This is a genomic window from Mesorhizobium sp. CNPSo 4688, from assembly GCF_057784295.1.
On sequence record NZ_JBWLUY010000017.1, the window covers coordinates 1 to 23,243 of the forward strand.

Here is a 23,243-nt window from a genome sequence, read left to right on the forward strand (position 1 = left end):
TGGCCCTGCGGCAGGTATGCGCGTGACCACATTCGCCATCTCATTGCCTCTGGGGATGTATCCTGCACCATCGAAGGCAAGGACCGCAATGACGACGATGTCGGCGTCTGCTTCGTTGGGAGCATCGATCTCGCGCGCGACCTGGTAAAGCACGGATTGGCGGTCGCCGACAAACAAGCGCCTCGATACCTTGCCGAAGAGCGCGAAGCCCGCAGTGCCAAACGCAACTTGTGGGCAGGGGAATTTATCGACCCCGGCGAATATAGACGGGGTGGTCGCCCATAGCTGCTACGATGGCCCAGGACGGCGTTAAGGTGCAGATCGAGGAGGACAACGCCGAAGCCGAATGGGCGATGGTCGTTACTTCCTCTTCGGAGTCTGAGGTGGCACTAGTGTGACATAAGGTGTCCTCGGCTCCTTGCCGGGCTCCCGGTAAAACGGGGCCAACTCGCCGGGTGGTCCGAGTGATTTGATGTAAAGATACACCGAACGCAAGTCGCTGTCGCTCATGGCTTGGACTTGGTACCAGGGCATTGGCGGCAAATTGACCTTGTTCTTGAGGTGGTCGACCCATTTGTCCTCGTTAAAGCCCATCGCCAAGTCCCTGAGGTTTGCTGCATAGGTTGTGCCCCATGGACCCTGCCAGCCAACGGAAGAGCCTTTCAATGCTTTCTCCGGGTCGATTTTCCCATCGGCTTCACGGTATCCTTCCGTGTGGCAGAAATGGCAGCCGCCTATGATCGAAATATACAAACCGCGCTCGACGGAAACTCCGTCGGCCGCCAGCAGGCTGGAAGGCACGATGCACAGAGCGCCGGCCGCAAAAATATCGATTGTTCGCATATTCGCTGCCTCCCCATGACTGATTGCCGCCCATCATACGTGAATGATCCGCAACCATTCGACGGGCATCGTCAAGGCGGGCAAACTACACCGGGCCCGTGTGCCGATAGCCAGCGATGTTGATTCCTCCTCTGGAAAGGGCAATGCTCGTGCATATGTGCGGGCCAGTCACGATCGTTGGCTCGGATATTTATGACCTCGACCGTGACGGCGTAGGCTGCGAAAACGGTTAGAGCCAACGTCGCTCATAGCGGTTTGATCGGTTCGATAAGCCCGGCGTAGTCGTTGGGCTGTTTGTTGACAGCTGCCGCATTGACCTCTCGGCCGACCCGATAGAACTGCAGGCTTCCATCAATGTCGTGACGCAAGATGTCCTTCAAGTCACCACCTGGCGTGCTGGGGTCGAGCCAGGCGTCGTAATAGGCTGGATCGAGGATGAGCGGCTGGCGGTCGTGAATCTGGCTGACAGGCGCGGCAGACGGCTGCGTGATGATCGTACAGCTGGTGACGTCGAGGTGCGAGTTGTAGGCCCACAGCCCGGCGAATGAGAATGGCGCGTGGCCGGGCTGGAAAATGTGCCAAGGGTCTCGCTTCTTGTCAGCTGGTGATATTGTCCACTCGTAGTACCCGTCGGCGGGGATGAGACAACGCTTTGACTTGAAGGCGTCGCGGAAGGCTGGTGTGGTGTCGACGCCTTCAATCCTGGCGTTGAACATCGCGGCCTTGGGCATTTCCTTGGCCCAGAAGGGCACCAGCCACCAGCGGCCGGTCCGAAGCTTGTGGTTGCCGTCGTCGCCAGCGGTGATGAACGGCACCTCGTCGGTCGGCGCTATATTGTAGCGTGGAGCGTCATTGCGGCCGACCTCAGCCGGCGCCGTCAGCCGGTAAAGGCGGCGGATTTCCGACCATGACAGATATCGGGTGTAGCGACCGCACATGGCGTTGCCCCCTAATTTAACAGCCTCGCGCTAATTCACAGGCCCGCGCGCCAGGTCGGCATATGCTGTCTTGAATTCGCGCTCGATCTGGCCTTGCACGATCCGGAACAATTCCTTTGCCTCTTCCTCATTGGGCATGAGGCTGACGATCAGATCGGTCATAATCCAGCCGGTCGCAAAAATGGCGCCGTCCGGCGTGAGTTTGTTCAAGATTTTGCACGCCTTCTTGGCTGCCTTCTCGATTTCTGGACGGTCGCGCATAATGTTGACAGACAACTCTTCTTGCCGGCCTTCGGCGGTGTAAAGCACCTCAATCATTACAACTTTCTCCCGTTCGTTGTGGCAAGTCAGCCAGCGCTTCGATGCCTCGATCCGCCTCATGTGGCTATCCTGCCAACAGTGAACAAAATAAGAACAAAAGAGTCAACCCAGCCTTGACGAGATGGGAAAATGCTCCCCATTTCCAGGTATGCCGGAGCAACCAGAAAAGTGGCCGAAGGGCGTCCCTTGGACTTTGTTGCATGCCCACGACGCCGGGCAGGTAGCGCGCATCCGGTGCGGGCATTGCAACATCAAGCGGTTCTACAAGCCGAAAGAGTTATGCGAGGTGATCGGCAACGTTTCGATTGATCAGGTGCGAGCAAAGGTTCGTTGCGAAAAATGCGGCCGCAAGGAATCAATGAGCGCGGAGCTGTTCCACCCAGTGGGGCAGGAGCATGTGACGATCCGGTACCGGCGCCTGGTTGAGATTCGATGGGAGCGGCGGGTGATCTGGAGAGATGAATGAATTAACAGAAAGGGCGCCCATCGGGCGCCCCTTGAAATTACTGGTCTTGAAATAGAGATTCCGATCTACCAGCCTTGCATTGAATACCAGTCATCGACGTCTCTCCGGACCCGGTCCTTCTCAATGCCGTATCTCTCCTGAATCTTTCCTTCGAGCTGATCGCGCTTGCCGGCAATGCGGTCCAAATCGTCGTCAGTCAGCTTGCCCCACTGTTCCTTGACCTTGCCCTTGACCTGCTTCCAGTTACCTTCAACGCGGTTCCAATCCATGGCCGTTGCCTCCTTGGTTGTACAGCAGTTGAAACGCCTTCAGCGCGGCTAGGTTCCGCTGGGAGATCGTGGCTTGAAGGAACATTAGCCGCCGCTGATGGTTGAGGCCTGCGGCGGGTGGTGCCCTCCATCGCTCGCCGAAGATCGGGCCTCCGATCGGCCCGCGCCCTTCCCTAAGAGGCGCGGGCTTTCAAACTCGCCCAAGGAGCCCGAATGATCGACAGCGCGACCGGATTAGGCCTTTACCGATGTCCAGGAAATCCGCCATTTGCTTGTATCATGGAGGGTTCCAGAGGTAGTTATGTCACCCAGGACACCTATCGTGCGGCGAAGCACAAGCCCGACTTTGACGCGTTGCCATGGGAGGCCGACTATAGGGTGGCTAACCAGAAGGCCTAAGTGCGATGGTGCGCGACCGCCGGCACCGTCGACCGAAAAGGCCTAGTGGTGCAATTCTCGTTCGGTTGAAAGCGCTGCCACACATTCTTCCAGAATGGCCAGGCGAAACCGAAGCCACTTTAATGTCGGCAAGACTTGGCCGGGCGCGCATCCTGCCTTGGTCGCGGGCCCGCATCGCAGGCTGCGCTCTGTCACGCCACAGGTGGCGCAGGGCGCCCGCAACAGCAAAGGTCTGACTCGTGCACGCATTGGGCCTGGAGGAGCAACAAACCCTTGTCAGCTGAGTTAGGGCTCCAAAGGAGCGACCAGCCCAGATGCCCATCTCAGAAGAACTGCGTGACGTGTATCTTAAATTCGAATGCCCTTATTGCCTTGTTCCAGTCGTCCATAAAGGCTCATGGTTTAAAGTGATCTCCAATTTCAAATGCGCAGGATGTGCCGAGAACGTTCGGATCGGCTACGCGGACAAGCTCGTCTTTTTTGAACAGCATCGGCAAAGGCGAAACGAAATCGCCAAGGATGCGCGCTAAGCTCTGGTTCCTCGAAGGGTTGCGATAGGCCGTAAGGACTAGTTGACCCAATGTACGCTTCACCTAATCGTTTTTTTTGCATGGCCGGAACGTCCCGTCACCAAGACTGTTGTGACTCACCCGGCACGTGCTCCCTCAGCGTTTGCCGGTGACCAAGATGAATCCATCATGGTCGGCCCGCGCCGCCTTGACCGAACGCGCGGGCCATTCAGTTTTAAAGCCCGTTGGCTTCGATCCGAGGGCGGCTTGTCGCCACCTGCGCGGCCGCGAAGCGGAGGCTCGATGCATATCGGAAGCGAGTGCTACAATTTCAGGTTCTGTTGGAAACCTTTTCTCCTAATCGACATTGCATTAGCACGGCTGCATTTAAGCAGCTAAAATCGATCAGGAGGAATTTCATGAACTCGAAAATGCTCGTCCTCGGCGCATCGCTCGCACTTATGACCGGTGCCGCCTTCGCCGGAAGTTCCACCGGCACTTCAGCGCTCGATGATCCGGCAAAAATGTCTCCCTTCTTCACTGACGCCGGCATGAAGACCATGAAGTCGGAAGCGGACGTCAAGGCAGCGTGGACGGCCATGAGTGCGGACGACCGGGCCGCAATAATGAAGGAGTGTGCCGACGAAGCCGTCGCGAAGTCGCATGCAGATTTCTGCAAAATGGCAATGCAAATGGGCAAATAGGCCCAAAATCACGTCAAAGGAAAAGCCCGCTGGCTCGCGCCGGCGGGCTTTTTTGGATCTGGTTGGAACATCCGACGCGCTCTTGTAGTTGGTTTCTTGCGGTGGGCTGAACGGCTTTCTTGGCCACTGCAGATCGCCCTCCGTGGACGATCGAGGCCCGCTGCCGTGCTGCGGTCGTCGTGCGGTTCCTCGAGCACACAAAGAATCTCGAGCCAGGAAGTGCAGCGGGCCAGTTTGGGGGCAGTCCTGTCCGCTCATCAAAAGTTAATGAGACCGCGGACCGAAGCCTCCGCATCGGCACTGTTTGCGTATTGGGAGTTGCAATGCCTATTTCAGATGACATGCGAGACGAAGATTTGGAATTTGAATGCCCAAACTGCGGCTGTCTGATCGTCAAGAAGGGCTCTTGGCTTAAAGTTATTTCCGCTTTCACCTGCAGCCGGATTGGGTACCCTGCCAAAGTTGCGCTTTTCGAACGAAAGAAGAAGAGTTCTGATCGGCCCGTCTGATAGACGTCAGTCTAACGGCGAAGGCCGCCTGGAAACTCGTGTTCATTTTCACGCTCGTCAATGACGCGGATCCAGTGGGGCTCGGCGATTTCGCGCTCCGCCTTCCGCGCCGCGCGTTCGGGGCTGGAAGCCTCAACAATGCGCCATGAACTAACCGTATCCCGATACATTTCGTGGACTACATATTTCGTCATGTCCTCTCTCCCGCCAAGTCAATAGCGACGTTAACTTTTGGCCACGTCAAAAGTTCCTTGCAAAGAGTGACCGCCTTCACAGGCTGAAGGCGTATTCGAAAATATGGCCGCGCTTTTCGTCCATGACACGAATCCAAACCACTTCATTTGTGCGCAAGGTGATGCCTCGTTCGGTTGCGTCCTGGGCTGCCCTAAAAGGCGTTTTAGCGTTGACAACGTGGGTAGCGGTGACGGCATCGCCAGCCATTTCCTCGACATGATATTTCGGCACTATCGCGCTCTCTTCCGCAATGCCAACGCTGCCCGTTCAAGCGTCTCGCGATCATTCTCCCCGTTCGAGGCCATGCTAGCGCAGCAGTCCTTCGTCTTCGAACGCGTCCCAGCCCTTCAACTCAGGCGAGGGGGAGTCATCTTTCGGTTTCCTGGAAACGTGAACCTTCGTTCCCATGCTTTTGCCCGCCCGCGTAAGCGCTGCTTTCCCGGCACCGCGTCGCCTGTTCTCTGCAACCTCGTGTGCATCCTCCTCCCGCCAAACGCTTGGCAGATCTCGGTCAAGGATGTCCTCGATGTGCTTTGCATCGAAGACATGAAAGGTGACGGCCTTGGATCGCCCGCGCATCTTCACCGTGCGTGTGCCGACGCTTTGCAGCCGACCGTCTTTCAGCCATTTGTGTCGCTCGCGCGAAGAGATCGCGAGGATATCCTCCACCTCGCGGGGAAGCACCGGCAGTGTTTCGATCCCCTCAAGCGCCATCGAGATCTTGGTCGATGCAGCCTTGAACTCGTCTGCATCGTCTTCGCCCATTCGCAATGCGATTTGACCAGTCTCAGCTTTGACGTGTTTCCGCACAGCCAACGGCAGGCGCGCGCGCAATTCGCGTTCGATCCCCTTCATGCGTACCGACGAGCCGAGTGTCGCTGCAGGCGACAATGGCCACTCGGCAATGAGTACAGGTGATGGTGTTGTGCTTCGTCCTGGCATCTTCGCACTCGCTTGGCGATGCCGGAATTTATGAAGCAACCTGGCACCTGCTTGCGTCAATGCCATAAGCGTCGGTACCTTGCGTTTCCGGACGCTCTTGCGGGCTTGCGCTTTCGTCTTCTTCTCCAGTTTAGCCAATAGATACCTCAACTGCGGGATCGGGCCGAGCCTTATCCGCTTCCTTCTCGTACGGTTCTGACCGCCAGCGAACCGGCTGGAAGCGCCTTCAAAAACTCGGTCTCGGGTTTTGTAAGGTGTATCCATGCCGTCCAGTCCTCCGCAGCACCACGATCTGCCGATTGTGGATGGGCGCAACGTCTGGTCCGGCCCCGTTCGTCAGCATTGTGAGTGTGGGTGGCTTATTGCCTTCCCCGTCGCGCCACAGCCCGGCGATTGCCATGAACGAAGCACTATTGAGCGTGAAGCGATGCTTCGCCTTGGATACTTCTTCCCGGTGAATTCGAAGAAGGCCGATGCCGGGATGAGGCAGCGCTTACTGTTGCCAAAATTCCGACCCTCGGAGCGGAAGTTGAAGATAGGTTCGCCTTTGGGGCCGGATTGCGGAAAGGCAAAGGTCATCTGCGTGAGTTCGATCGTATCGCCGGCGGCGCGCATGATCGGGGCAGGGTCGTTGATTGGAATGTCGCAGGCCATCGGCAAATCCAGCTCGGTCTGATGGCTGGGAATGTCGAGCGCCAGCGATTGCGTCATCCGGCAATATTCAGCCCAGGCGATATGCTGCTCGTAATCGTTGCACATAGCTGCCCTAGGCGTTTGAGAGAATTACATTGCATAACATAGTGCGCCTTTGGCTTCCCGGTACTGCGGTACGAGATGTCTACCGCCCGATAGAGTCGGCCGCCTTACCATGCACACCAAGCTATGCATGCGTGACGCAACCCACCTGCGACACGTCAGCGGAACATCTGGGTTTGGCATCGACTATTGTGACAAAGGTGCCGTCGAGACTAAACCTCTGAGTGACATGCGATTGTTCGGGTGATGAGGTGCACGTTGGGCTTAAGCGAATATCCGCTTTGCGCAGCAACTCGGACGTAGTGGCCAATTTTGCTGTTGCCCAAAAGCAGCCATCTAACGCGACCACCTGTAGATCGCTTGCCAGGGAGCTATCCCGACAAGTGGGCAGCATTGTCGGCAGGAGCGCTTCGTCCGACTTTACGGTCGGTACTCAAGGGGTGTCATGCAACGATCAGAGCGCAACGTGCCCAAGCACAGCCAGGCGTGTCAGGGGTGGTCGGAATGCTGTTGATTCAGCAGGGTCGACAAGGCCGTGATGATCTGAGGCAGGAAAAAAGGCTTGGCAATCATGACGCTTTCCGGAACACCCTCGGCGCCCCAGTGGATGGCGCTATCGCCACTCATGTAGATCACGGGTATTGTCGGGTTGGCCTGACGCAGATGCCGTGCAACGTCCCAGCCGGATTTGCCCGTCCCCAAGCGTATGTCGGTGACGATGCCCTTGAACTTGCCCGGCTCGGCGTCGAAGGCCGCGATGGCCTGAGCCGCATTGTGAGCCGCCACGACTTCGAAGCCAGCTTCTTCCGAGGCCGACTCAACGTCGAGCAGGATGAGCTGCTCATCCTCCACGACCAGAACCGCGCCATTACTCATCTGGACGCTCCCCTCGGAATTGCCACGCCACGGTCTAGGCAAGCTCATACTACGGTTTCGACCCCGTTTTAGTTCCATCTCATAAATTCAACTGGATGTGAGGCCCGACCTAAGTCTTGAAACAATGAGTCAGACGATCCGCGCCTAGAGCTTCGGACGCGTTTCAATCGGCGACAGCATCCGGCGGATCTGTTCGACAATAGTGCCGTCATTATAGGGCTTGGGAAAAAAGTGACTTCCTTCAGGCAGGCGGCTCTGTTCGACGATCGACCTGCCGGAAGCGACGATCAATTTGACCGGCGGCCATCGGTTTCGGATGTGGTGAGCCAATTTGATACCATCCATGGTGCCGGGCATGCCGACGTCGGTGAACACCAGAACGATGTCGGTTCGCGCCTCCAGCAGCCGAATTGCGTCGTCGGCATTAGTGGCTTCCAGCGCCTCGTAACCGGCATGAACGACGAGGTCGGCCGCGCCCATTCTGATGACGGCGTTGTCTTCGACAATCAGAATGACGGCCTTGCGGTTTGTGTTGATTTCTGCGGCCTGCGCGGGACCGACGTTCGCCTTGGGCAACGGTTCCCCTCGGTATGTTGGACTGGTCATCCGCTATGCTGCCGCCGGCACGTCGTCGCTGACAGCAGCAATGTGAGCGATCGATACAATGGTTCCGGGCTTTCCGTCGGCTACGCTGATGTCACTTTGCAGGTTCCTGGCAAGCGCCTCTATGATACCAGTGCCAAGCCCGGCCTTTGCGGCGTCGTCGCCGGTTGGAATGCCAATTCCGTCATCCCGAACCGAAAGGGTCCAGTCCTGTCCGTCCGAACGGTAGTCGACCGAAATCCTGCCGGACCGCTCCTCCGGAAATGCGTGCTTCAGAGCGTTGATCACCAGTTCGGTCACGATAAGGCCCAAACTTATCGAAATGTCCGATTTCACAACACTATCGTCGACAGTGACAACGATAGAGAGCCGCTCCCTGTCGGAGATCATTGAGGCGCCAAGGCTTTGACAAAGCTGGGTGAAGTAGGTCCGTAGCGAAACACTTTCAGCGCCGGACTGGGCGAGGTGCCGCTGCACGGCTGCGATCGACATCACCCTGTTGTGGGCGTCGGTCAGATGGCCGCGTGCCTCATCTGACTGGACCCTGCGGGCGCTCTGCATCAGCACACTGGCGATGATCTGCAGGCTATTTGCCACCCGATGCTGCACCTCCTGCATCAGGATTGCCTTGTCTCGAATAAGATCGTCTTTTTGCCGGGCATCGGCGCGAGCGTCGGTGACGTCGGTGACAGCCACAAGGAGCCGGATACGAGAATGGTCGCCGTCTTCAAGCACGCGGGCGTTCACCACCAACTGCCGGATTTTCTGGCCCGGCCGCTTGAGGTCGATCTCGTAGGCCTCGATGTTAGCGCTGCCCGAGGCGGTCGCCTTGAGCAATGAATTCAGCTTCGGCATATCCCATTCGCCCGCGCCGAGTTCCGACAGCAATTTGCCGGCAACTGCTGCGGGATCGATCTGAAAGGTCCGGCAAAACGACGCGCTGACAACAATAACCCGGAGATCATCAGTCAGGAACAAGAGCGGCTCGTTCGATGAAACGACCACTGCAAGAGTGCTCGCCGCTTCCAGGTGGACTGTTGAAACGGATGCCATGACATTGGCCCTCAAGGGCCGAAAGCTCGCGAAGCGAGCCATCACTCGGCAGGAACGTCGACCGAATTCATACTCGGCCGAAAAACATGACCCACCCTATCACATTGTGGGTCGTTAGCTATGGAATTCGGTCTTGCCTGACCCCGCGGGCCTTGGTCGCGATATGACGGCAAGACGCTCGTTCAGTTGTCCTCAGGACCCTCGGCCCTTGGATCGGCCATTAAGTTGCATGATCTAGTTGCCATCGTCTTCGGAAATCAGAAGCTGCATTCAGCTTTTGACGCGGGCTGCCAGGCCGCAATGCGCCTAATCTCAGCCGTAGAGATCAGCTTAGTGCATTCCTGAAACCAGACATCGCCTTTGGCCACGCTGCATAATGCGAGCACTGCATGAGCGTCTTACAATTCTTGAAACTTGGGATTTGGACAGTCAGGCCGTTTTCCGGAGCCTTTGCGCCGGACGGTGAAGGCGCTCTTCAGCGGCAGGAAGCCAAAGACCGCTTCGGATATCATGACGCTGGTCACCAGTAGGGCGATCATCGTCATCAGCAGCGACAGCGTGATGGTCGTCGAAATGATCCAGCGGACGTCGCGCCGTCCGCGTACGATGGTCCCGTACCAGCGCCGGTTGAAGAATTATTCGAAACGAGCAACAGGAACATCGCCGCTCCCACTATCTGCCGCCACGTTGCCGAGCCAACCATATGGCCCCGCATCCTGTCGATCGTGAACATGAAATCGTTGCTTGCCGCACCTTGGTGGCAGGATTGGCAGCGCTCGGCAATGGCTGTACGGCGAACCTGCCTGTCCGGGTCGTATTGTTGAAAGTGCCAGTCGCCGGTGCGCTGCTCCTCGCTGAAGTCGAGACCCCAGCTTTCGCCCTTTTCCATCACAAAGTAGTCTGTCAGGGTGTTGTCATTGTAGATTTCGAGCACCAGCCTGGTGCCGGGCGGCTGCGGCTGGCCAGCCCGCGCGATGTCGATCGTTTCCTGTAGTGCATAGGCCTGCTCTCCACCAGAGCCTCGCCGGTAATCGCCGTACATAACCATCTGATCGAAATCGGCTGGGAAAGTAACTCGGTTCTGAGCCTGCGCGCCATCTATGAACAACGCGAGGAAGCACAGACAGGCGAGACAGATAGAGCGGTACTTGTAAGTCATGACGGCTCCAGAACCCCCACACATCAGCTTGAATTCATTTTGCGAATAGCGTCTGGCAACGACCAGGGATTAGCTGCCCAGTTTGCATTGGTTTTAGAAGCGCGCTTTTTGATGCCACGCCTATTCGCGCGGCAAGCCTGACCAGAGGCGCATCGACCGAACTCAAGCGAGCTTTTCCAGCGTGATCGGAAGGCTTCGGACGCGTTTGCCGGTCGCGTGGAAGACGGCATTCCCGATCGCAGGGGCGACCCCTACGACACCGATCTCGCCGACGCCTTTGCCCCCCAGAGCAGTTGCCTGCATGTCCGGAATTCCAACCGAAATCACCTGGATGTCGGGCACATCGGCGTTGACCGGGACGGCATAGTCGGCAAAATTCGCGTTGATGGTGCGTCCGTCCCGCTGGTCGACGTAACCTTCCTCCAGGAGAGTCTGCCCGAGACCCATCACCATACCGCTGATCCACTGGCTTTCGGCAAGCTTCGGATTGAAGATCCTGCCGCTGTCGAATGCCGAGAACATGCGCTTGACACGGATCGTGCCAAAATCTTCATCGACGCGAACTTCCACGAAATGCGCACACCAGCTATGAGCTGAGACGCCTCCTTCCACGGCGTTCTTCAACTGGGCGAAACTGCGGTCGGCCCCGTTCTTCATCTCCTCGGTGGCACCTGGAGCAAAGGTGTTACCCTCGATTTCCAGTTTGTCTTTGCCCACTGCCTTCAACAGGTTCGCAATGCTGATGCCGCCGTTCGGTCGACGGGTCGGCAGCACCGAGCCGTTTTCGAACGTCAGGTCAGTCGCCTTCGCTGCTGCCAGAGGCGACTTCGGATCGGATGCGGCAATCGCCAGCAAGGCATCGCGCGCATTCCTGGCCGCCTTGTCCACCGCTCCCGTCAGGTTGTTGGCTTGCTGGGAGCCGCCAGCGAGCGCCGATCTGGGGAGGATGGTATCGCCCAGCCGCACCACGACGGTCTCGACAGGAACACCCAAGGCGTCAGCCGCGGTCTGGGCGAGAATGGTATAGGTCCCGGTTCCCATGTCGGTGCCTGCGCTGAGGACTTCGATCTGTCCACTGGCATGGAATACGATCTTGGCTTCGCTCGCAGTTCGGATCATGGGGTATGACCCGGCGGCCATTCCATAACCGATCAACTCGCGGCCTTCGCGCATCGAGCGAGGGGCCGGGTTCCGGTTCCACCAGCCGATGGCTTCCGCGCCGGCGGCATAGGCTTCGCGTAACTGTCGAGTGGTCCACGGCATGCTGTTGCTGGGATCGATCTCCGCCCAGTTGGCAAGGCGCAGCGTGATCGGATCCATGTTGAGCGCGTACGCCAGCTCGTCGATCGCACTTTCCAGAGCATAGGCACTGGGGTTTTCGCCGGGGCCCCGCTTCCAGCCGGGCTGGACCGTGTTGACCGGCACGACGTTGAGGCGTGACGAGAAGTTCGGCGTCGCATACATGATTTTCGTCACATTGTTGCAAGCCTCGACATGGACTTCGTCGATCGCTGTCTCGTTCCAGCTCTCATGGACGATCGAGCTTATCTTTCCGTCCTTCGAGGCGCCTATAGACAGGGTCTGCCGAGTTGCCGGTCGACCGCCAAGGCCGGTGAAGGTCTGCGGTCGAGTGAGAGAAAGCTTAATGGGCCTGCCAAGCCTCCGCGAGGCCGCGCAAGCCAGCCCTACATGCGGATGTGCCCCGATCTTGGACCCGAACCCACCGCCGACGTAAGGCGAGATCACCCGCACATTCTCGATATCGATGCCGAGCCATTCCGAGACCACGCTTCGTGCCCCGCCAACCCACTGGCTGGGCTCCCAGACGGTGATTTTCCCGTTCTCCCAGGAAGCGATGCACGCATGCGGCTCCATCGGCACATTGTATTCCCGTGACGTCGTGTAAGTGACGTCAACCTTGACCTCCGCATTGGCCAGGGCTGTCGCCGCATCGCCCCAGGCAGCCCCCATGGGATCGATGAGCTGCGCTTTTGCCTTAGGATCGTTGATGTCGAGAATAGGGTCGCCCTCCTCATATTCGACCTTGAGAATGCTTGCCGCTTCCGTTGCCTGTTCAAAGGTTTCAGCGACCACGAGCGCGATATGCATGCCGTTGAAACGGACCACATCGTCCTGAATTGGGGTAAATTCCTCGGTGGCTCCGCCGCCCTTGCTGTAAACGGTCGGCTTGTTGAGCTTCAGGGAATTCTGCGCGGTATAGACATCCAAGACGCCTGGTAGAGCCCTGGCGGCCGACGTATCGATATTGACGATACGCCCTGCCGGCCGCGTCGATTGGACGGTAACGCCATAGGCCAGGTTCTCCAGCTTCTGCTCGATCGCATAGGGGGCCTGCCCGGTGACTTTCAACGGGCCCTCGGCGCGGGAAAGTCGGGCACCGAGAGCTGGCGTCTTGGCAGGGGCGGTCTCAGCCGCAAAGGCTTTTGGCGAGAGGTCGACAGCGGCGCCGACGACAGCGGCTATGCCGACGCCGAGCTTCACGACTGTGCGGCGGTTGAGTTCGAACTCGTTGCCGTGTGTCATGCGATATCTCCTATCGTCATCAGGGCGCGTGCCACGACCTTCGGTGCCAGCTCGATTTTGAACGCATTGTGTCCGCTCGACTTTGCGCCATCGACGGCAGCTGCAGCAGCAGTGCGAAGCGTTGCCTCGTCGAGTGTCTTTCCCTTTAGCGCATCCTCGACCGCACGAAGGCGCCATGGCTTGGTGGCAACGCCGCCAACGGCAATGCGCACATCGCGGATCGTCTTGCCGTCCGCTTCCATCTCGATACCAACGGCAGCACTGGCTGCCGCGAACTCATAAGACGCGCGATCGCGGACCTTGAGATAATGCGAGCGCTTCAAGGTGGCCGAACGCGGGATCTCGATCCCGACGATCATCTCGCCGGGCGCCAACTGGTGCTCGAGATGAGGTGTCTGTCCTGGAAGCAGGTAAAATGCATCGATCGGGATGCGGCGTTCCACAGATCCATGAACGAGGACGGTGGCATCGAAAGCCACGAGTGAAACAGCAAAATCGCCGGGATAGACGGCGATACAGGCGTCGCTCGTGCCGAGCACCGCGTGATTGCGGTTGACACCCTCAAGCGCTGCACATCCGGAGCCGGGATTGCGCTTGTTGCAGTTCGAATAGGCGCCGGGGTCGCGGAAGTACGTGAAGCGGGTTCGCTGCATCAGGTTTCCACCGACCGATGCCATGTTGCGCAGCTGTGCCGAGGCAGCGCGCCATAGGCTTTCGGAAAGAGCCGGCGCAGCCTCCTTGATATCGGCGTGGTCGGCGACCTTGCTCATCTTGGCGAGCGCACCGATACGAATGACGTCCGCGGATACCTCGATCGTGTCGAGGCCGGAAAGGCGCGTGATGTCCACCACGCGGGCAGGGCGCTCGACATTCAGCTTCATGAGGTCAAGAAGCGTGGTGCCACCGGCGAGAAATCTTGTCTCTGGCTTGGCAGCCTCGGCAATCGCCATCGCGGCATCTTCGGCCCGGAGATACTCGAAAAGTCTCATAAAGCTGCCTCCTTCTTGAGGCGGCTAGCAGCATCGCGCACCGCGGCGACGATATGGGGGTAAGCGCCGCACCGGCAGATATTGCCGCTCATGTATTCGCGGATGTCCTCGTCGGTGCCTGCATGGCCTTCGCGAATACAGGCAACAGCCGACATGATCTGGCCGGGGGTGCAATAACCGCACTGGAAGGCGTCGTGCTCGATAAAGGCGGTTTGAACCGCGTGCATCACACCGTCGGCTGTCTGCAGGCCCTCGATCGTTGTGATCTGACGACCCTCGACCTGGGCCGCCAGGGTGAGACAGCTCAGAACACGCTCACCGTCGACGTGGACAGTGCAGGCGCCGCACTGTCCATGATCGCAGCCTTTTTTCGTGCCGGGCAGGTCGGCATGCTCGCGTAGTGCGTCCAGCAGGGTCGCGCGTACATCAAGACTGAACTGGTGGTGGCGGCTGTTGATGTCCAAGGCTAGCTGTCGGGGCTCTGACATGTCGTCTCCTCGAGTGGCGGGCGGGATTGGGACTTCTCGCGAAGCTGAGCGGACCGACGAAGCCTGGCGGCATCAGTCCGAGAGAAGGGACGTCTATTCCGAAGGCCGGTCGTTGGCGGGCTCCCTAAGGGTCAACCCTCAGGAGAGCACGGACGCCACATTCGGATTAGCCCCCAGAATTCGCATGAGCCTATCAACGGCGCTCATGAATAGACCTGCGACAACGGCAGTGCCGGATGGGACGTTCAGCTGTCGAAGGCCAGTGAGCTGGATAGCTCCTCATGGGCATCGACCTGTTGCTGCAGCAGAGCGAGTTTTTGTCTGACCATGCCAAGAGCATCGGCGCCGGCGATGAACCGACGGGGCAGCTCTGGCTTGTCGACCAGAGTGATCAACGCCTGCGCGAGTTTGGCCGGGTCGCCGACTTGCTGACCGTTCGCGGCTTTCCAGCCCGTGATCTGCTGGGCGCGACGTTCGCTGTAGTCGCTAACGGAAGACGGAGCATATTGAGTGGATTCGTCCGTCAGTAGCTCTGTGCGGAAAAACCCGGGGTTCACGATCATCGTTTCAATGCCGAACGGCGCCACCTCGGCTTGCAGCGACTCGATCCAGCCATCCACGCCGAATTTGGCCGCGGCGTACGCAGAACAGAACTCGAAGCCGACCAAGCCTGCCGTCGACGAGATTGCAATGACCTTGCCAGAACCCTGCGCGCGCATCACCGGCAGGACTGCACGGGTGACATTCATGGCCCCGGTCAGGGTGGACGCGAGCTGAAGTTCGATATGGGCTGGAGTCAGGTCCTCGAAATAGCCCGCATAGAAGCCCGCCGCATTGTTGACGAGCACGTCGAGGCGACCAAAGCGGTCAACGGTTGCCTTCACCGCGGCATCGGCGTCGGCCGGCTGGGTCACGTCCAACGTGACGACCAAAAGATTGTCCGACTGCCCGATCGCCTTGGCGACCCGATCCCGGTTGCGACCCGTCGCAACGACCTTGTCGCCGATGGCCAAGACCGCCTTGGCAAAGTCGAGACCCATGCCTCGCCCCGCGCCGGTGATCATCCATACTCTACTCATAGCCGTATCCTTCCTGGCCAGTATCTTTTCAATTTATGCCGCGTTGGCTTTTGGCACGTCTGTCTCAGCGGTGATCTTGAACCACCCGGTGGCGGACTGAATCACACCCCATAGTTTCGCTGGAATATCGATGCCCGGAACGCTCGACGGCCGGATTTCGGTCTCGATCAGATCCTCGCGACCGCTCTTTGCCAGCTCGACCCACTCCGGGTTCATCACCAGCCCTTGCCCAACTGCGACGAGCGTGAGGCCTCTGTGCAGGGCGAGTTCGGCCTGCCCGGGCGTTCTGACCTGGCCGGCGGCAACGACCGGAACGCGCCCGCCGGCTCGGCGCGTGATCAGGTCAGAGATAGTGTCGCCCTCGGGTGCCTCTATAGGCTTTGCCTCGAGAACGCTCGTCAGTGATGCGTGGAGGTAGTCCACACCTTCGTCGATAAGACATTCAATCAGCTCGTACGTGTCAGCGATACGCAAGCCACCTGCCTCGGCTTCCTCGGGTGACACCCGGTACCCCACGAGGAAGGGGCGGTCCGCGTGCGCCGCGACCACTCGCTTCACTTCACGCACTACGGCAATTGGGAAACGCATCCGATTTCGAGGGTGCCGCCCCATTCATCGCCACGCTGATTGTAGAGAGGCGAGAAGAAGTTCTGGATCAGAAATCCGTGAGCACCATGCAGTTCGATGCCATCGAAGCCTGCCTCAATGGCCCGTCGTGTCGCCTCGCCAAAGGCGGCAATGATCGCGAGGATTTCGTCATTCGTCAGTGCACGTGTCTTCACGCCGCCCGGATTGAAGGGGCCAGGCGGGACTTCCAGCGCACTGGCGCCGACAACCTCGCCGCCGGGAATAAGCGCCGGCACGGCCTTGTTCCCGGCGTGGAAGATTTGCAGCACGGCTAGGGCCCCGCCGCTTTTGGCCGCTGACGCCAGCCGAGAGAGGCCTGGGATGAAACAGTCGTCATAGGAGGCGAATTCGCCCGTAAAGCCGATACCGTCGGGCAACACATGGGTGCAGCCTGTGAGCACAAGCCCGACGCCGGTCGCCCGACGGCGGTAATAGGTGATCTCCGCATCAGAGACCGTTCCGTCGTCGTTGGCCGACCAGGTGGTCATCGGCGCCATGACAATCCTGTTGTCGAGGCTCAACCCGTTCGGAAATTGGAACGGCTGGAAAATCTGTCGTTTGGTGTCCACAGGCGTTTCCCTTTCGACACGCGTTTCGTTGTCTCTAAGGGTGAAATAAGGCATGGGACTCGATACGATTAGCCGCTATAATCTGCATGAAGTTAGAAATGGGGTTGATAAATGAGGCGCGGAGATTTCAGCGAGCTGGCAGTCTTCATCGCCGTGGCGGAAGCAGGCAGCTTCACACGCGCCGCAGCAAAGCTTGGCCTATCGCAGTCGGCGCTCAGTTACGCTGTCAGGACGCTGGAACAGCGCCTGGGAGTCCGGCTGATCTCACGCACCACACGCAGCCTATCCGTGACCGTAGCTGGAGAGCGCTTGCTGCGAAGCCTGCGACCGGCCTTCGATCACATCGAAAGCGAGATCGCCGCCGTCACCGCCCTGCGTGACAAGCCTACTGGCCTCATTCGCCTGACGACATTCCGGTATGCTGCCAAATCAGTACTGTGGCCTGTCCTCACCAAGCTTCTGCTGGAGTATCCGGATATCGAAGTGGAATTGAGCCTGGACGAGGGTCTCGTTGACATCGTTGCAAGCAAATTCGACGCCGGTATCCGGATCGGCGAGCAGGTCCAGAAGGACATGGTGGCAGTAAGGATCGGCCCGGACCTGCGTATGGCGGTAGTCGGATCACCGTCGTATTTTGCAAACCGAACGGTTCCAAAGACACCGCGCGAACTTGGGGAACACAGAGGCATCAGTTACCGTCAGAAGACCGGCGGCGGGCTCTTTGCCTGGGAGTTCGAGAAAGGCGGTGAGAAAATTGAAGTCAGGATGAATGGCCCACTCGTCATCAATGACGGTGAAATGCTGGAGGCTGCGGCCCTCGACGGGCTCGGGTTAGCATACACGTTTGAAAGCCAGGTCGCTCCGTTCATCGCAGACGGACGCCTGATCCGGGTGCTAGAAGACTGGTGCCAACCCTTCTCGGGCTATCACCTCTATTATCCCAGCCGACGCCAGCACACTGCAGCCTTCGCTCTTCTTGTCGAGGCACTCCGTCTCAAGGCGTGACAGGGGGCAAAACCGTACACACACATGCCGCTCTAACTTGGCATAGTGTGAGTTATCCTTCCCTCATCAACACAATGTCGCGGGACGTCTACAATCGGGTTGCCCCCACGCAGGCAGAGCAGGCGCCCTGGCAGCTCGTCCTAGAAAAGGTCTCACTTACCCCTGAACGGACTGCGTCGCGGTGAACGGCCGATTCCAGAATTCCGAGGTTGGAAGCCGACATTCCGCTTCCGGCCCAAAAGCTGCCGGTCTGAATCGCGCTTCATTGCAGCCGTCAAGGTCGCCTCCGCCGCTTTCCAAAAGCAGACATCACAAGTGAACGCTCTGATCGTGGTCGGACCCGAGCGCCAATCCGACGGGCAAGCCAAATCCCAAGGTTATGCGCCACGCCGTCCGGATCCAGATTGATTCACTCGGCCATAACGTTTGGGGCCGGACGGGTGGCGGTTCCAGCAGGCGGCCTAAGGGGCAAAGTCTGGCCGTTGTCGCCTCAGCCCGGACAGGTGCCGTTTGCAGGGACTTCAGGAAGGAAGAAGCTTCGCCGCTCGCAAGGGGTCAGTTCGCGAGGGACGGTACGCCGGGCGAATTCAATAAGCTCGTTGGGTGTCTGGAAGACGCGAACGATGCTGACTCTTTGTTCGCCGGAAACAATCGCGACATGGGCGCCGTCGGAACTGAAAGCTGCGCGTGTAAAGCCCGGTCGAAAGGTTGCTTCGTCCTGGCTCCCAAGGACGGCAATCTGGCGCCCCGATTGCGCCGCCCACAACCGCACCGTTCGATCTTCGGTCGACGCGGTCACGACATACAAGCCATTGGGGCTGAACTCGGCGCTGTCCAGCGCGCCGCTGTGGCCCCTGAGAACCCTTTCCGGACTACCTGCGACGCTCCAGATCCGGGCGGTTCCATCGCGTGAAGCAGTCAGCAGCGACTGGCTGTCGGGACTGAAGGCGACTGCCGTCACCGCGCCGGTATGTCCCTCCAGCGTTCTAACGCTTGTCCCCTCGGTGGTCGACCAAATTCGGGCCGTGTGGTCGAGTGAGCCCGTGGCGACGAGTTGACCGTCAGGGTTGAAGGCCCCCGCCGTGATGCGATCCTGATGCCCGACAAGAGCACGTAGTTCGGCTCCGCTCGTCGTCAGGAGGTGTCCCACATTGTCTTCCCTGGCCGAGAGGATCCGACGTCCGTCAGGGCTAAGAATGGCTTGCGGCAGATTGCTGCTTGTGTGGATGACAGCCAGTTCGGCGCCGGTCGTCGCGTCCCACAGTTGGGCGGTGCCGTTGATCCATGCGCAAACAAGCGATTTGCCATCGCGACCAAACTGGATCTTGATCAGTCCGGCATCTGATCGGAACTGGGCGGTCTCGTGTCCCGTGGCCACGTCAAAAATTCGGACCACGCCCTCAAGAGACGCCGTGGCGACGCGCCTCCCATCTGGGCTGAACGAGGCGCTTTGAATGATCTCGTGCGTGTCGAGGCGGATTATCTCGCGCCCGCTCACGACATCCCACAGGTGCGCTGCGCTGTCGCCGCCGCCGGTCAGCAGGTGGACGTTGTCGGGACTGAAGGCCGCGAAAGTCGGGCGATATTCATGTGAGAGCGCCGTCGTCAGGGCGCCGTCGACATCCCACAGCCGAGCGGTGCCATCGTGTGAAGCAGTGAGAAGAATGTTGCTGTCAACCGGGCTGAATTCCAGATGCTCGACCAAAGATTCATGACCGGCGATGGTCGTGACCAACGAGGCGTGTTCAACGTCCCAGACGCGGATCGGCCCATTGATCGAGGCGGTCGCAAGGAAGCGGTCGTCCGGGGTGAAAGCACCGTTCATCTCCACATCGCGTTCATCTGTGTCGATGTCAGGTTTCAACCCTGAAACCTCCTGGCCGAGCACATCATCCGGCGTTCCTAACGATCCATCCCAAATCCGGGCAGTGCCATCCAGTGATATGGTGGCGATCCGCTGACCCCCGTGGCTGAAAATCACGCCGTTCAATTGCGTGTCGCTCTTGCTGCCGGCCAACTTTGCGATCTCGGTTCCTTTCGACAAATCGAAAAGGCTGGAAGTGTCGCGGTGTGAATGCCAACCCCACGGGCCGGCCACCATCCGGCTTCCGTCCGGGCTGAACGCCAGGGTGTAGGGCCAGGAGGTCACTCGGATCGACCGTGTCAGCGCGCCGTCTGCGGTATTCCAGATCGAAACAAAATGCTTGCCTGCCGTCGCGAAGCTGCGGCCGTCTGAACTGAAAGCAGCACGCGTATATGCGTCGCTGCTTACACCTAGGACTTTCTTTCCGGTCCGAGCATCCCAGAGCGTTGCATCGCTGTTCTCTCCCGCCGTCAACACCCGGGTGCCATCCGAGCTGAAGATTGCCGTCGGGTAATGGCCTACCGGCCGCAGGATGTAGAGCTGCTCTCCCGAGACGGCGTCCCAGAGACGTGCCGTGCCGTCCCTCGCGGCCGTCAGGATACGGCTCCCGTCGGGGCTGAATTCGGCCCTCTCCACGGCCCCATCATGACCTTTTAGAATTGCAGTTTCGGCACCGCTGGAGATGTCCCAGACTGCTGCAGTTCTGTCATAGGATGCGGTGACGATGCGATCACCTGTAGGATTGAATGCCGCATGCGACACACCGGCGCCAGGGCGGAGGATTTTGATCTGCCGGTGCGCCAGCAGCGCCTTGTAGAGAGCTGCCTCCGCCTCAAAGAGATAGGGCCGCTCGGGTTGCTCTTTCGAGGGTAGCGCCTCAAGCGCCAACCGGATCGCAGCCTCGGTGTTGCCTGCCGCGGCGGACCGCTCCGAGAGGAACGAGAGCGAAAGGTACTGATTGCGCAGCGCCTGATCGCGTTGGCCTCTTGCTTCCTCCCGCGCTTTGAACGCGACCAGTGCGCCTGCACCCGCCATAAGAGCGAGCATTATTGCCACGATAGCGGCGTTCCGTGTCCGTCGGGCAAGCCGGTTTGCTGCGGCAGCGGCGAGGCTTCGGCGCTCGGCCTCGCGCTCCAGGCGCTCGCGTTTTGCCTCTTCGGCGGCCTCGATCAGCGCCAGCTCTGCGTGACGGTCCTTCTCCTCCTTCTGCCGATGGGCACGCAAGGACTCCTCGATGTATTCAAGGACGGCATCGTCGACCTCTTCCCGCCTTGACAGCATCAACTCTTCGCCCTCCGCCAGACGTTTGCCGGACGGAAGGAGAAGCTCTCGATTCCTGCTTTCCAGGTGCCATCGGTGGGCGTCAGCCCTCAGGCGTTCGCGCGTCGCGAGGAAGTTGCGGTTTGCATTCACAATGTCACCGGCGCGCGGCCAACGGCTCAACAGTGCCTCATGCGCAAGACGAACGAAGACATGCCCTGCGGCGTCCTCGTCGCTGACGAGGAGCCGGGCGTCGATTAATGCCCTGACGAGGGCCGATCGCGCGGGAGTGCCCGCGACTTCGGTATACAGGGCCGCACGTGCCGTGACCGTTTCATCGCCCAGGTTCGCCGTGGTGAGGGCGCGCAGCACCGCGGGCAAGGCCTCCTGGATCTCCGGCGCGAGCAAGTCCACGACTTCATCGGCGCGGCGCGCGATTGCGCCTTCGAGCCCACCGAGCGCGCGATAATGCGCAAAGGTGAGAACGCGTCGGTCGCCGCTGGCTTGGTACAACGCGTCGAGGACAAACTCGAGAAGCGGCAATGATCCGGGATCGGCAGTTGCTGCCGCCTGCAGCACGTCATCGAGCCGCCCCAACTCGGCACTCTCCTCGAAGCGGAGCCCGGCCACGACCGCAGGTTCGCGGATCATCTGCGCGATCTCTGGGCCGGTTGGTGGCAGAAGTTCGTAGCTGGCGAGGCCGTCCTTGAGCGTCGAGAAACCTTGGACCTCACCGCAGCGGTGAAAGAAATCCGAACGGATCGCCGCTATCACCCAGACCAGTCCGCTCGCGGCCAGCACCGCCATGAACCGCACAAGGGCCTCGCGCGTCGCCGGCTGCTTCTCCGTCGTGAACAGCTCCTCTAGTTGATCGATGACCACAAGCAGTCTGATCTGCGAGCGGGCCGGCCCGGCGGCCTTGCGAAGTGCCTGTCGGACCATCGCCAGGGCTCGATCCGGCGTGCTTCTGCAGAGTCGAGCAAACTCCGCGGCTGTTGCTTCTGAGGACAGCTCCGGCACAGCGGCGCCGTGAAGCAGCGCAGCAGCCAACACAGCGAATGCATCCGGTCCTTCGGAGAGGCGGATCAGGCAGCGGCGCCACAAGGATATGCCTGCCACGGCTCCAGGTCGCGTCAATGACGGCAGCAGGCCAGCGCGCAGGAGGGAAGACTTGCCACAACCGCTCATTCCGTAGATGAGCAGGAATGCCGTGCCGCTTGCTGCCTGCTGCTCCAGTCTGGCAGTGCAGGCGGCAATCGCCCGCGCTCGGCCGAAGAATAGATCGGCATCTTCGAATTCGAAGGCATCGAGACCGCGAAATGGCGACCTGACCGGTTCCTCGGACGCAAGACATACGCGGTAGATGCGCAAGGCACGGGCGACATCCTTCAGTTTGTGCTCGCCGAGATCGATGAATTCCAGCGAGAGGTGGTCCTGAGCCTGGGAGCGGACCGCTTCCGTGATGCAAATCCCGCCGGGGCGTGACAAGGTTTGAAGACTAGCTGCGACCTCGACGGCCTCGCCCCTGAGGTGCTCGCCCTCGGCGACGACGTAACCGAGGTCAACGCCGATGCGGAAGCGCAGCCGCTTTGTCTCGGGAACCTCGCAGTTCCGTCTATGGACCTCATACTGGATCTCGTTCGCACACCGCAACGCCTCGACAGGGCCAGCAAACTCCGCAAGGACTGTCTCTTCGACGCTCGCAAAGACACGACCGGCATGTTTTATCAGCAGCCGATCAAGGACCTGCCTGTAGGCCGGGGTAGGTGCAGCAATGCTCCGCTCATCCTTGCCTGCCGGCCGGACCTCGGCGGCCAATTCTGCCGCCAGAATTGTAATCATTCTTGGTCCGGCATTTGAGGGAAGGACCAACCTGTAACCGCGCCTCGGCACTGTCTGCACGACGGCCTGGCGACTGTCGTTGAGCGCCGCACGGATCTCGTGAATGCATTGGACCAGGCTGTCATCGGTGACGGCTAGCCCGTTCCAGACCGCCTTCATCAGCTCGTCCTTGGTAATGACGCGATCAGCGTTCTCCAGAAGGTGGCGAAGTACCGCGAAGGTCTGGTGGCGAACTGCGATTGTCCTGTTGAACTGATCGCGCAAGGTCTCCCTGCTCACGTCGGCGGTCACGCCGTTGAGTACGAACGTCGTGGGCGGCGAGCTATTCAAGCCGGTTCCCCTCAAGCACGAAGCCGCAGTCCCATACTAGCACGGTTTCGCGCTGCGAAGACTGA

19 protein-coding genes and 2 pseudogenes are annotated in these 23,243 nt (G+C 59.6%); 3 read left to right on the plus strand and 18 right to left on the minus strand.

Annotated elements, in window-relative coordinates; genetic code table 11:
* Positions 1-285 (plus strand): thermonuclease family protein (locus tag AC04SH_RS27000; RefSeq protein WP_488577264.1); only part of this gene is annotated, 285 nt, incomplete at its 5' end.
* A gap of 75 nt (positions 286-360) precedes the next feature.
* Here the strand turns inward: AC04SH_RS27000 and AC04SH_RS27005 are convergent.
* The 4 genes from AC04SH_RS27005 to AC04SH_RS27020 all read right to left on the minus strand — a co-directional run bounded on the left by AC04SH_RS27005 (position 361) and on the right by AC04SH_RS27020 (position 2,837).
* Positions 361-843 (minus strand): hypothetical protein, encoded by a 483-nt coding sequence (locus tag AC04SH_RS27005; RefSeq protein WP_488577265.1) that lies wholly within the window; start codon positions 841-843, stop codon positions 361-363.
* Positions 844-1,088: 245 nt separating this feature from the next.
* Positions 1,089-1,781: an SOS response-associated peptidase gene (locus AC04SH_RS27010; RefSeq protein WP_488577266.1), complete on the minus strand. Its 693-nt coding sequence runs from the start codon at positions 1,779-1,781 to the stop codon at positions 1,089-1,091.
* A gap of 30 nt (positions 1,782-1,811) precedes the next feature.
* Complete coding sequence (locus tag AC04SH_RS27015) at positions 1,812-2,162, minus strand: hypothetical protein (RefSeq protein WP_488577267.1); 351 nt, start codon at positions 2,160-2,162, stop codon at positions 1,812-1,814.
* A 471-nt stretch (positions 2,163-2,633) separates the two neighbouring features.
* Positions 2,634-2,837, minus strand: a complete 204-nt coding sequence (locus tag AC04SH_RS27020; protein WP_112564507.1) for a CsbD family protein — start codon at positions 2,835-2,837, stop codon at positions 2,634-2,636.
* A 1,327-nt stretch (positions 2,838-4,164) separates the two neighbouring features.
* On the opposite strand from AC04SH_RS27020, the gene AC04SH_RS27025 reads away from it, so the two are divergent.
* Positions 4,165-4,449 (plus strand): hypothetical protein, encoded by a 285-nt coding sequence (locus AC04SH_RS27025; RefSeq protein ID WP_477238022.1) that lies wholly within the window; start codon positions 4,165-4,167, stop codon positions 4,447-4,449.
* A 520-nt stretch (positions 4,450-4,969) separates the two neighbouring features.
* Here the strand turns inward: AC04SH_RS27025 and AC04SH_RS27030 are convergent.
* The 13 genes and pseudogenes from AC04SH_RS27030 to AC04SH_RS27090 all read right to left on the minus strand — a co-directional run bounded on the left by AC04SH_RS27030 (position 4,970) and on the right by AC04SH_RS27090 (position 16,931).
* Positions 4,970-5,152, minus strand: a complete 183-nt coding sequence (locus AC04SH_RS27030; RefSeq protein ID WP_488577268.1) for a hypothetical protein — start codon at positions 5,150-5,152, stop codon at positions 4,970-4,972.
* A gap of 76 nt (positions 5,153-5,228) precedes the next feature.
* Positions 5,229-5,423 carry a hypothetical protein gene (locus tag AC04SH_RS27035; RefSeq protein ID WP_488577269.1) on the minus strand — a complete coding sequence of 65 codons (195 nt, stop codon included), beginning with the start codon at positions 5,421-5,423 and terminating at the stop codon, positions 5,229-5,231.
* A 75-nt stretch (positions 5,424-5,498) separates the two neighbouring features.
* Positions 5,499-6,134, minus strand: a complete 636-nt coding sequence (locus AC04SH_RS27040) for a hypothetical protein (protein ID WP_488577343.1) — start codon at positions 6,132-6,134, stop codon at positions 5,499-5,501.
* 170 nt (positions 6,135-6,304) lie between these two features.
* Positions 6,305-6,893: pseudogene (locus AC04SH_RS27045) on the minus strand (SOS response-associated peptidase family protein).
* A gap of 486 nt (positions 6,894-7,379) precedes the next feature.
* A complete protein-coding gene (locus tag AC04SH_RS27050) occupies positions 7,380-7,766 on the minus strand; it encodes a response regulator (protein ID WP_488577270.1) in 387 nt (128 codons plus the stop codon).
* Positions 7,767-7,910: 144 nt separating this feature from the next.
* Positions 7,911-8,303, minus strand: a complete 393-nt coding sequence (locus tag AC04SH_RS27055; protein WP_488577344.1) for a response regulator — start codon at positions 8,301-8,303, stop codon at positions 7,911-7,913.
* A gap of 72 nt (positions 8,304-8,375) precedes the next feature.
* Positions 8,376-9,422 (minus strand): sensor histidine kinase, encoded by a 1,047-nt coding sequence (locus tag AC04SH_RS27060; protein ID WP_488577271.1) that lies wholly within the window; start codon positions 9,420-9,422, stop codon positions 8,376-8,378.
* A gap of 544 nt (positions 9,423-9,966) precedes the next feature.
* Positions 9,967-10,581, minus strand: coding sequence for a cytochrome P460 family protein (locus tag AC04SH_RS27065; RefSeq protein ID WP_488577272.1), 615 nt, complete (start codon positions 10,579-10,581; stop codon positions 9,967-9,969).
* A 162-nt stretch (positions 10,582-10,743) separates the two neighbouring features.
* Complete coding sequence (locus tag AC04SH_RS27070) at positions 10,744-13,125, minus strand: xanthine dehydrogenase family protein molybdopterin-binding subunit (protein ID WP_488577273.1); 2,382 nt, start codon at positions 13,123-13,125, stop codon at positions 10,744-10,746.
* Positions 13,122-14,114, minus strand: a complete 993-nt coding sequence (locus AC04SH_RS27075; protein ID WP_488577274.1) for an FAD binding domain-containing protein — start codon at positions 14,112-14,114, stop codon at positions 13,122-13,124. The genes AC04SH_RS27070 and AC04SH_RS27075 overlap by 4 nt, the downstream gene beginning before the upstream one ends.
* Positions 14,111-14,602 (minus strand): (2Fe-2S)-binding protein, encoded by a 492-nt coding sequence (locus AC04SH_RS27080; protein WP_488577275.1) that lies wholly within the window; start codon positions 14,600-14,602, stop codon positions 14,111-14,113. Before AC04SH_RS27080 ends, AC04SH_RS27075 begins: the two co-directional genes overlap by 4 nt.
* A gap of 245 nt (positions 14,603-14,847) precedes the next feature.
* The gene (locus AC04SH_RS27085; protein ID WP_488577276.1) at positions 14,848-15,681 is read right to left on the minus strand and encodes an SDR family oxidoreductase; all 834 of its coding nucleotides are present in this window, start codon (positions 15,679-15,681) and stop codon (positions 14,848-14,850) included.
* A gap of 33 nt (positions 15,682-15,714) precedes the next feature.
* Positions 15,715-16,931, minus strand: a pseudogene (locus tag AC04SH_RS27090) (NADH-dependent flavin oxidoreductase).
* A 57-nt stretch (positions 16,932-16,988) separates the two neighbouring features.
* On the opposite strand from AC04SH_RS27090, the gene AC04SH_RS27095 reads away from it, so the two are divergent.
* Positions 16,989-17,882: a LysR family transcriptional regulator gene (locus tag AC04SH_RS27095; RefSeq protein ID WP_488577277.1), complete on the plus strand. Its 894-nt coding sequence runs from the start codon at positions 16,989-16,991 to the stop codon at positions 17,880-17,882.
* A 490-nt stretch (positions 17,883-18,372) separates the two neighbouring features.
* Here the strand turns inward: AC04SH_RS27095 and AC04SH_RS27100 are convergent, their stop codons facing one another.
* Positions 18,373-23,178 (minus strand): nSTAND1 domain-containing NTPase, encoded by a 4,806-nt coding sequence (locus AC04SH_RS27100; RefSeq protein WP_488577278.1) that lies wholly within the window; start codon positions 23,176-23,178, stop codon positions 18,373-18,375.
* Between the last annotated feature and the right edge of the window lie 65 nt (positions 23,179-23,243).

What these genes read in the sequence shown, in the direction of transcription:
- AC04SH_RS27020 (WP_112564507.1), bottom strand. Translation starts at nt 2,837, where the DNA reads ATGGATTGGAACCGCGTTGAAGGTAACTGGAAGCAGGTCAAGGGCAAG.
- AC04SH_RS27095 (WP_488577277.1), top strand. Translation starts at nt 16,989, where the DNA reads ATGAGGCGCGGAGATTTCAGCGAGCTGGCAGTCTTCATCGCCGTGGCG.
- AC04SH_RS27070 (WP_488577273.1), bottom strand. Translation starts at nt 13,125, where the DNA reads ATGACACACGGCAACGAGTTCGAACTCAACCGCCGCACAGTCGTGAAG.
- AC04SH_RS27060 (WP_488577271.1), bottom strand. Translation starts at nt 9,422, where the DNA reads ATGGCATCCGTTTCAACAGTCCACCTGGAAGCGGCGAGCACTCTTGCA.
- AC04SH_RS27040 (WP_488577343.1), bottom strand. Translation starts at nt 6,134, where the DNA reads ATGCCAGGACGAAGCACAACACCATCACCTGTACTCATTGCCGAGTGG.
- AC04SH_RS27080 (WP_488577275.1), bottom strand. Translation starts at nt 14,602, where the DNA reads ATGTCAGAGCCCCGACAGCTAGCCTTGGACATCAACAGCCGCCACCAC.
- AC04SH_RS27025 (WP_477238022.1), top strand. Translation starts at nt 4,165, where the DNA reads ATGAACTCGAAAATGCTCGTCCTCGGCGCATCGCTCGCACTTATGACC.
- AC04SH_RS27065 (WP_488577272.1), bottom strand. Translation starts at nt 10,581, where the DNA reads ATGACTTACAAGTACCGCTCTATCTGTCTCGCCTGTCTGTGCTTCCTC.
- AC04SH_RS27075 (WP_488577274.1), bottom strand. Translation starts at nt 14,114, where the DNA reads ATGAGACTTTTCGAGTATCTCCGGGCCGAAGATGCCGCGATGGCGATT.
- AC04SH_RS27030 (WP_488577268.1), bottom strand. Translation starts at nt 5,152, where the DNA reads ATGACGAAATATGTAGTCCACGAAATGTATCGGGATACGGTTAGTTCA.
- AC04SH_RS27085 (WP_488577276.1), bottom strand. Translation starts at nt 15,681, where the DNA reads ATGAGTAGAGTATGGATGATCACCGGCGCGGGGCGAGGCATGGGTCTC.
- AC04SH_RS27010 (WP_488577266.1), bottom strand. Translation starts at nt 1,781, where the DNA reads ATGTGCGGTCGCTACACCCGATATCTGTCATGGTCGGAAATCCGCCGC.
- AC04SH_RS27005 (WP_488577265.1), bottom strand. Translation starts at nt 843, where the DNA reads ATGCGAACAATCGATATTTTTGCGGCCGGCGCTCTGTGCATCGTGCCT.
- AC04SH_RS27050 (WP_488577270.1), bottom strand. Translation starts at nt 7,766, where the DNA reads ATGAGTAATGGCGCGGTTCTGGTCGTGGAGGATGAGCAGCTCATCCTG.
- AC04SH_RS27015 (WP_488577267.1), bottom strand. Translation starts at nt 2,162, where the DNA reads ATGAGGCGGATCGAGGCATCGAAGCGCTGGCTGACTTGCCACAACGAA.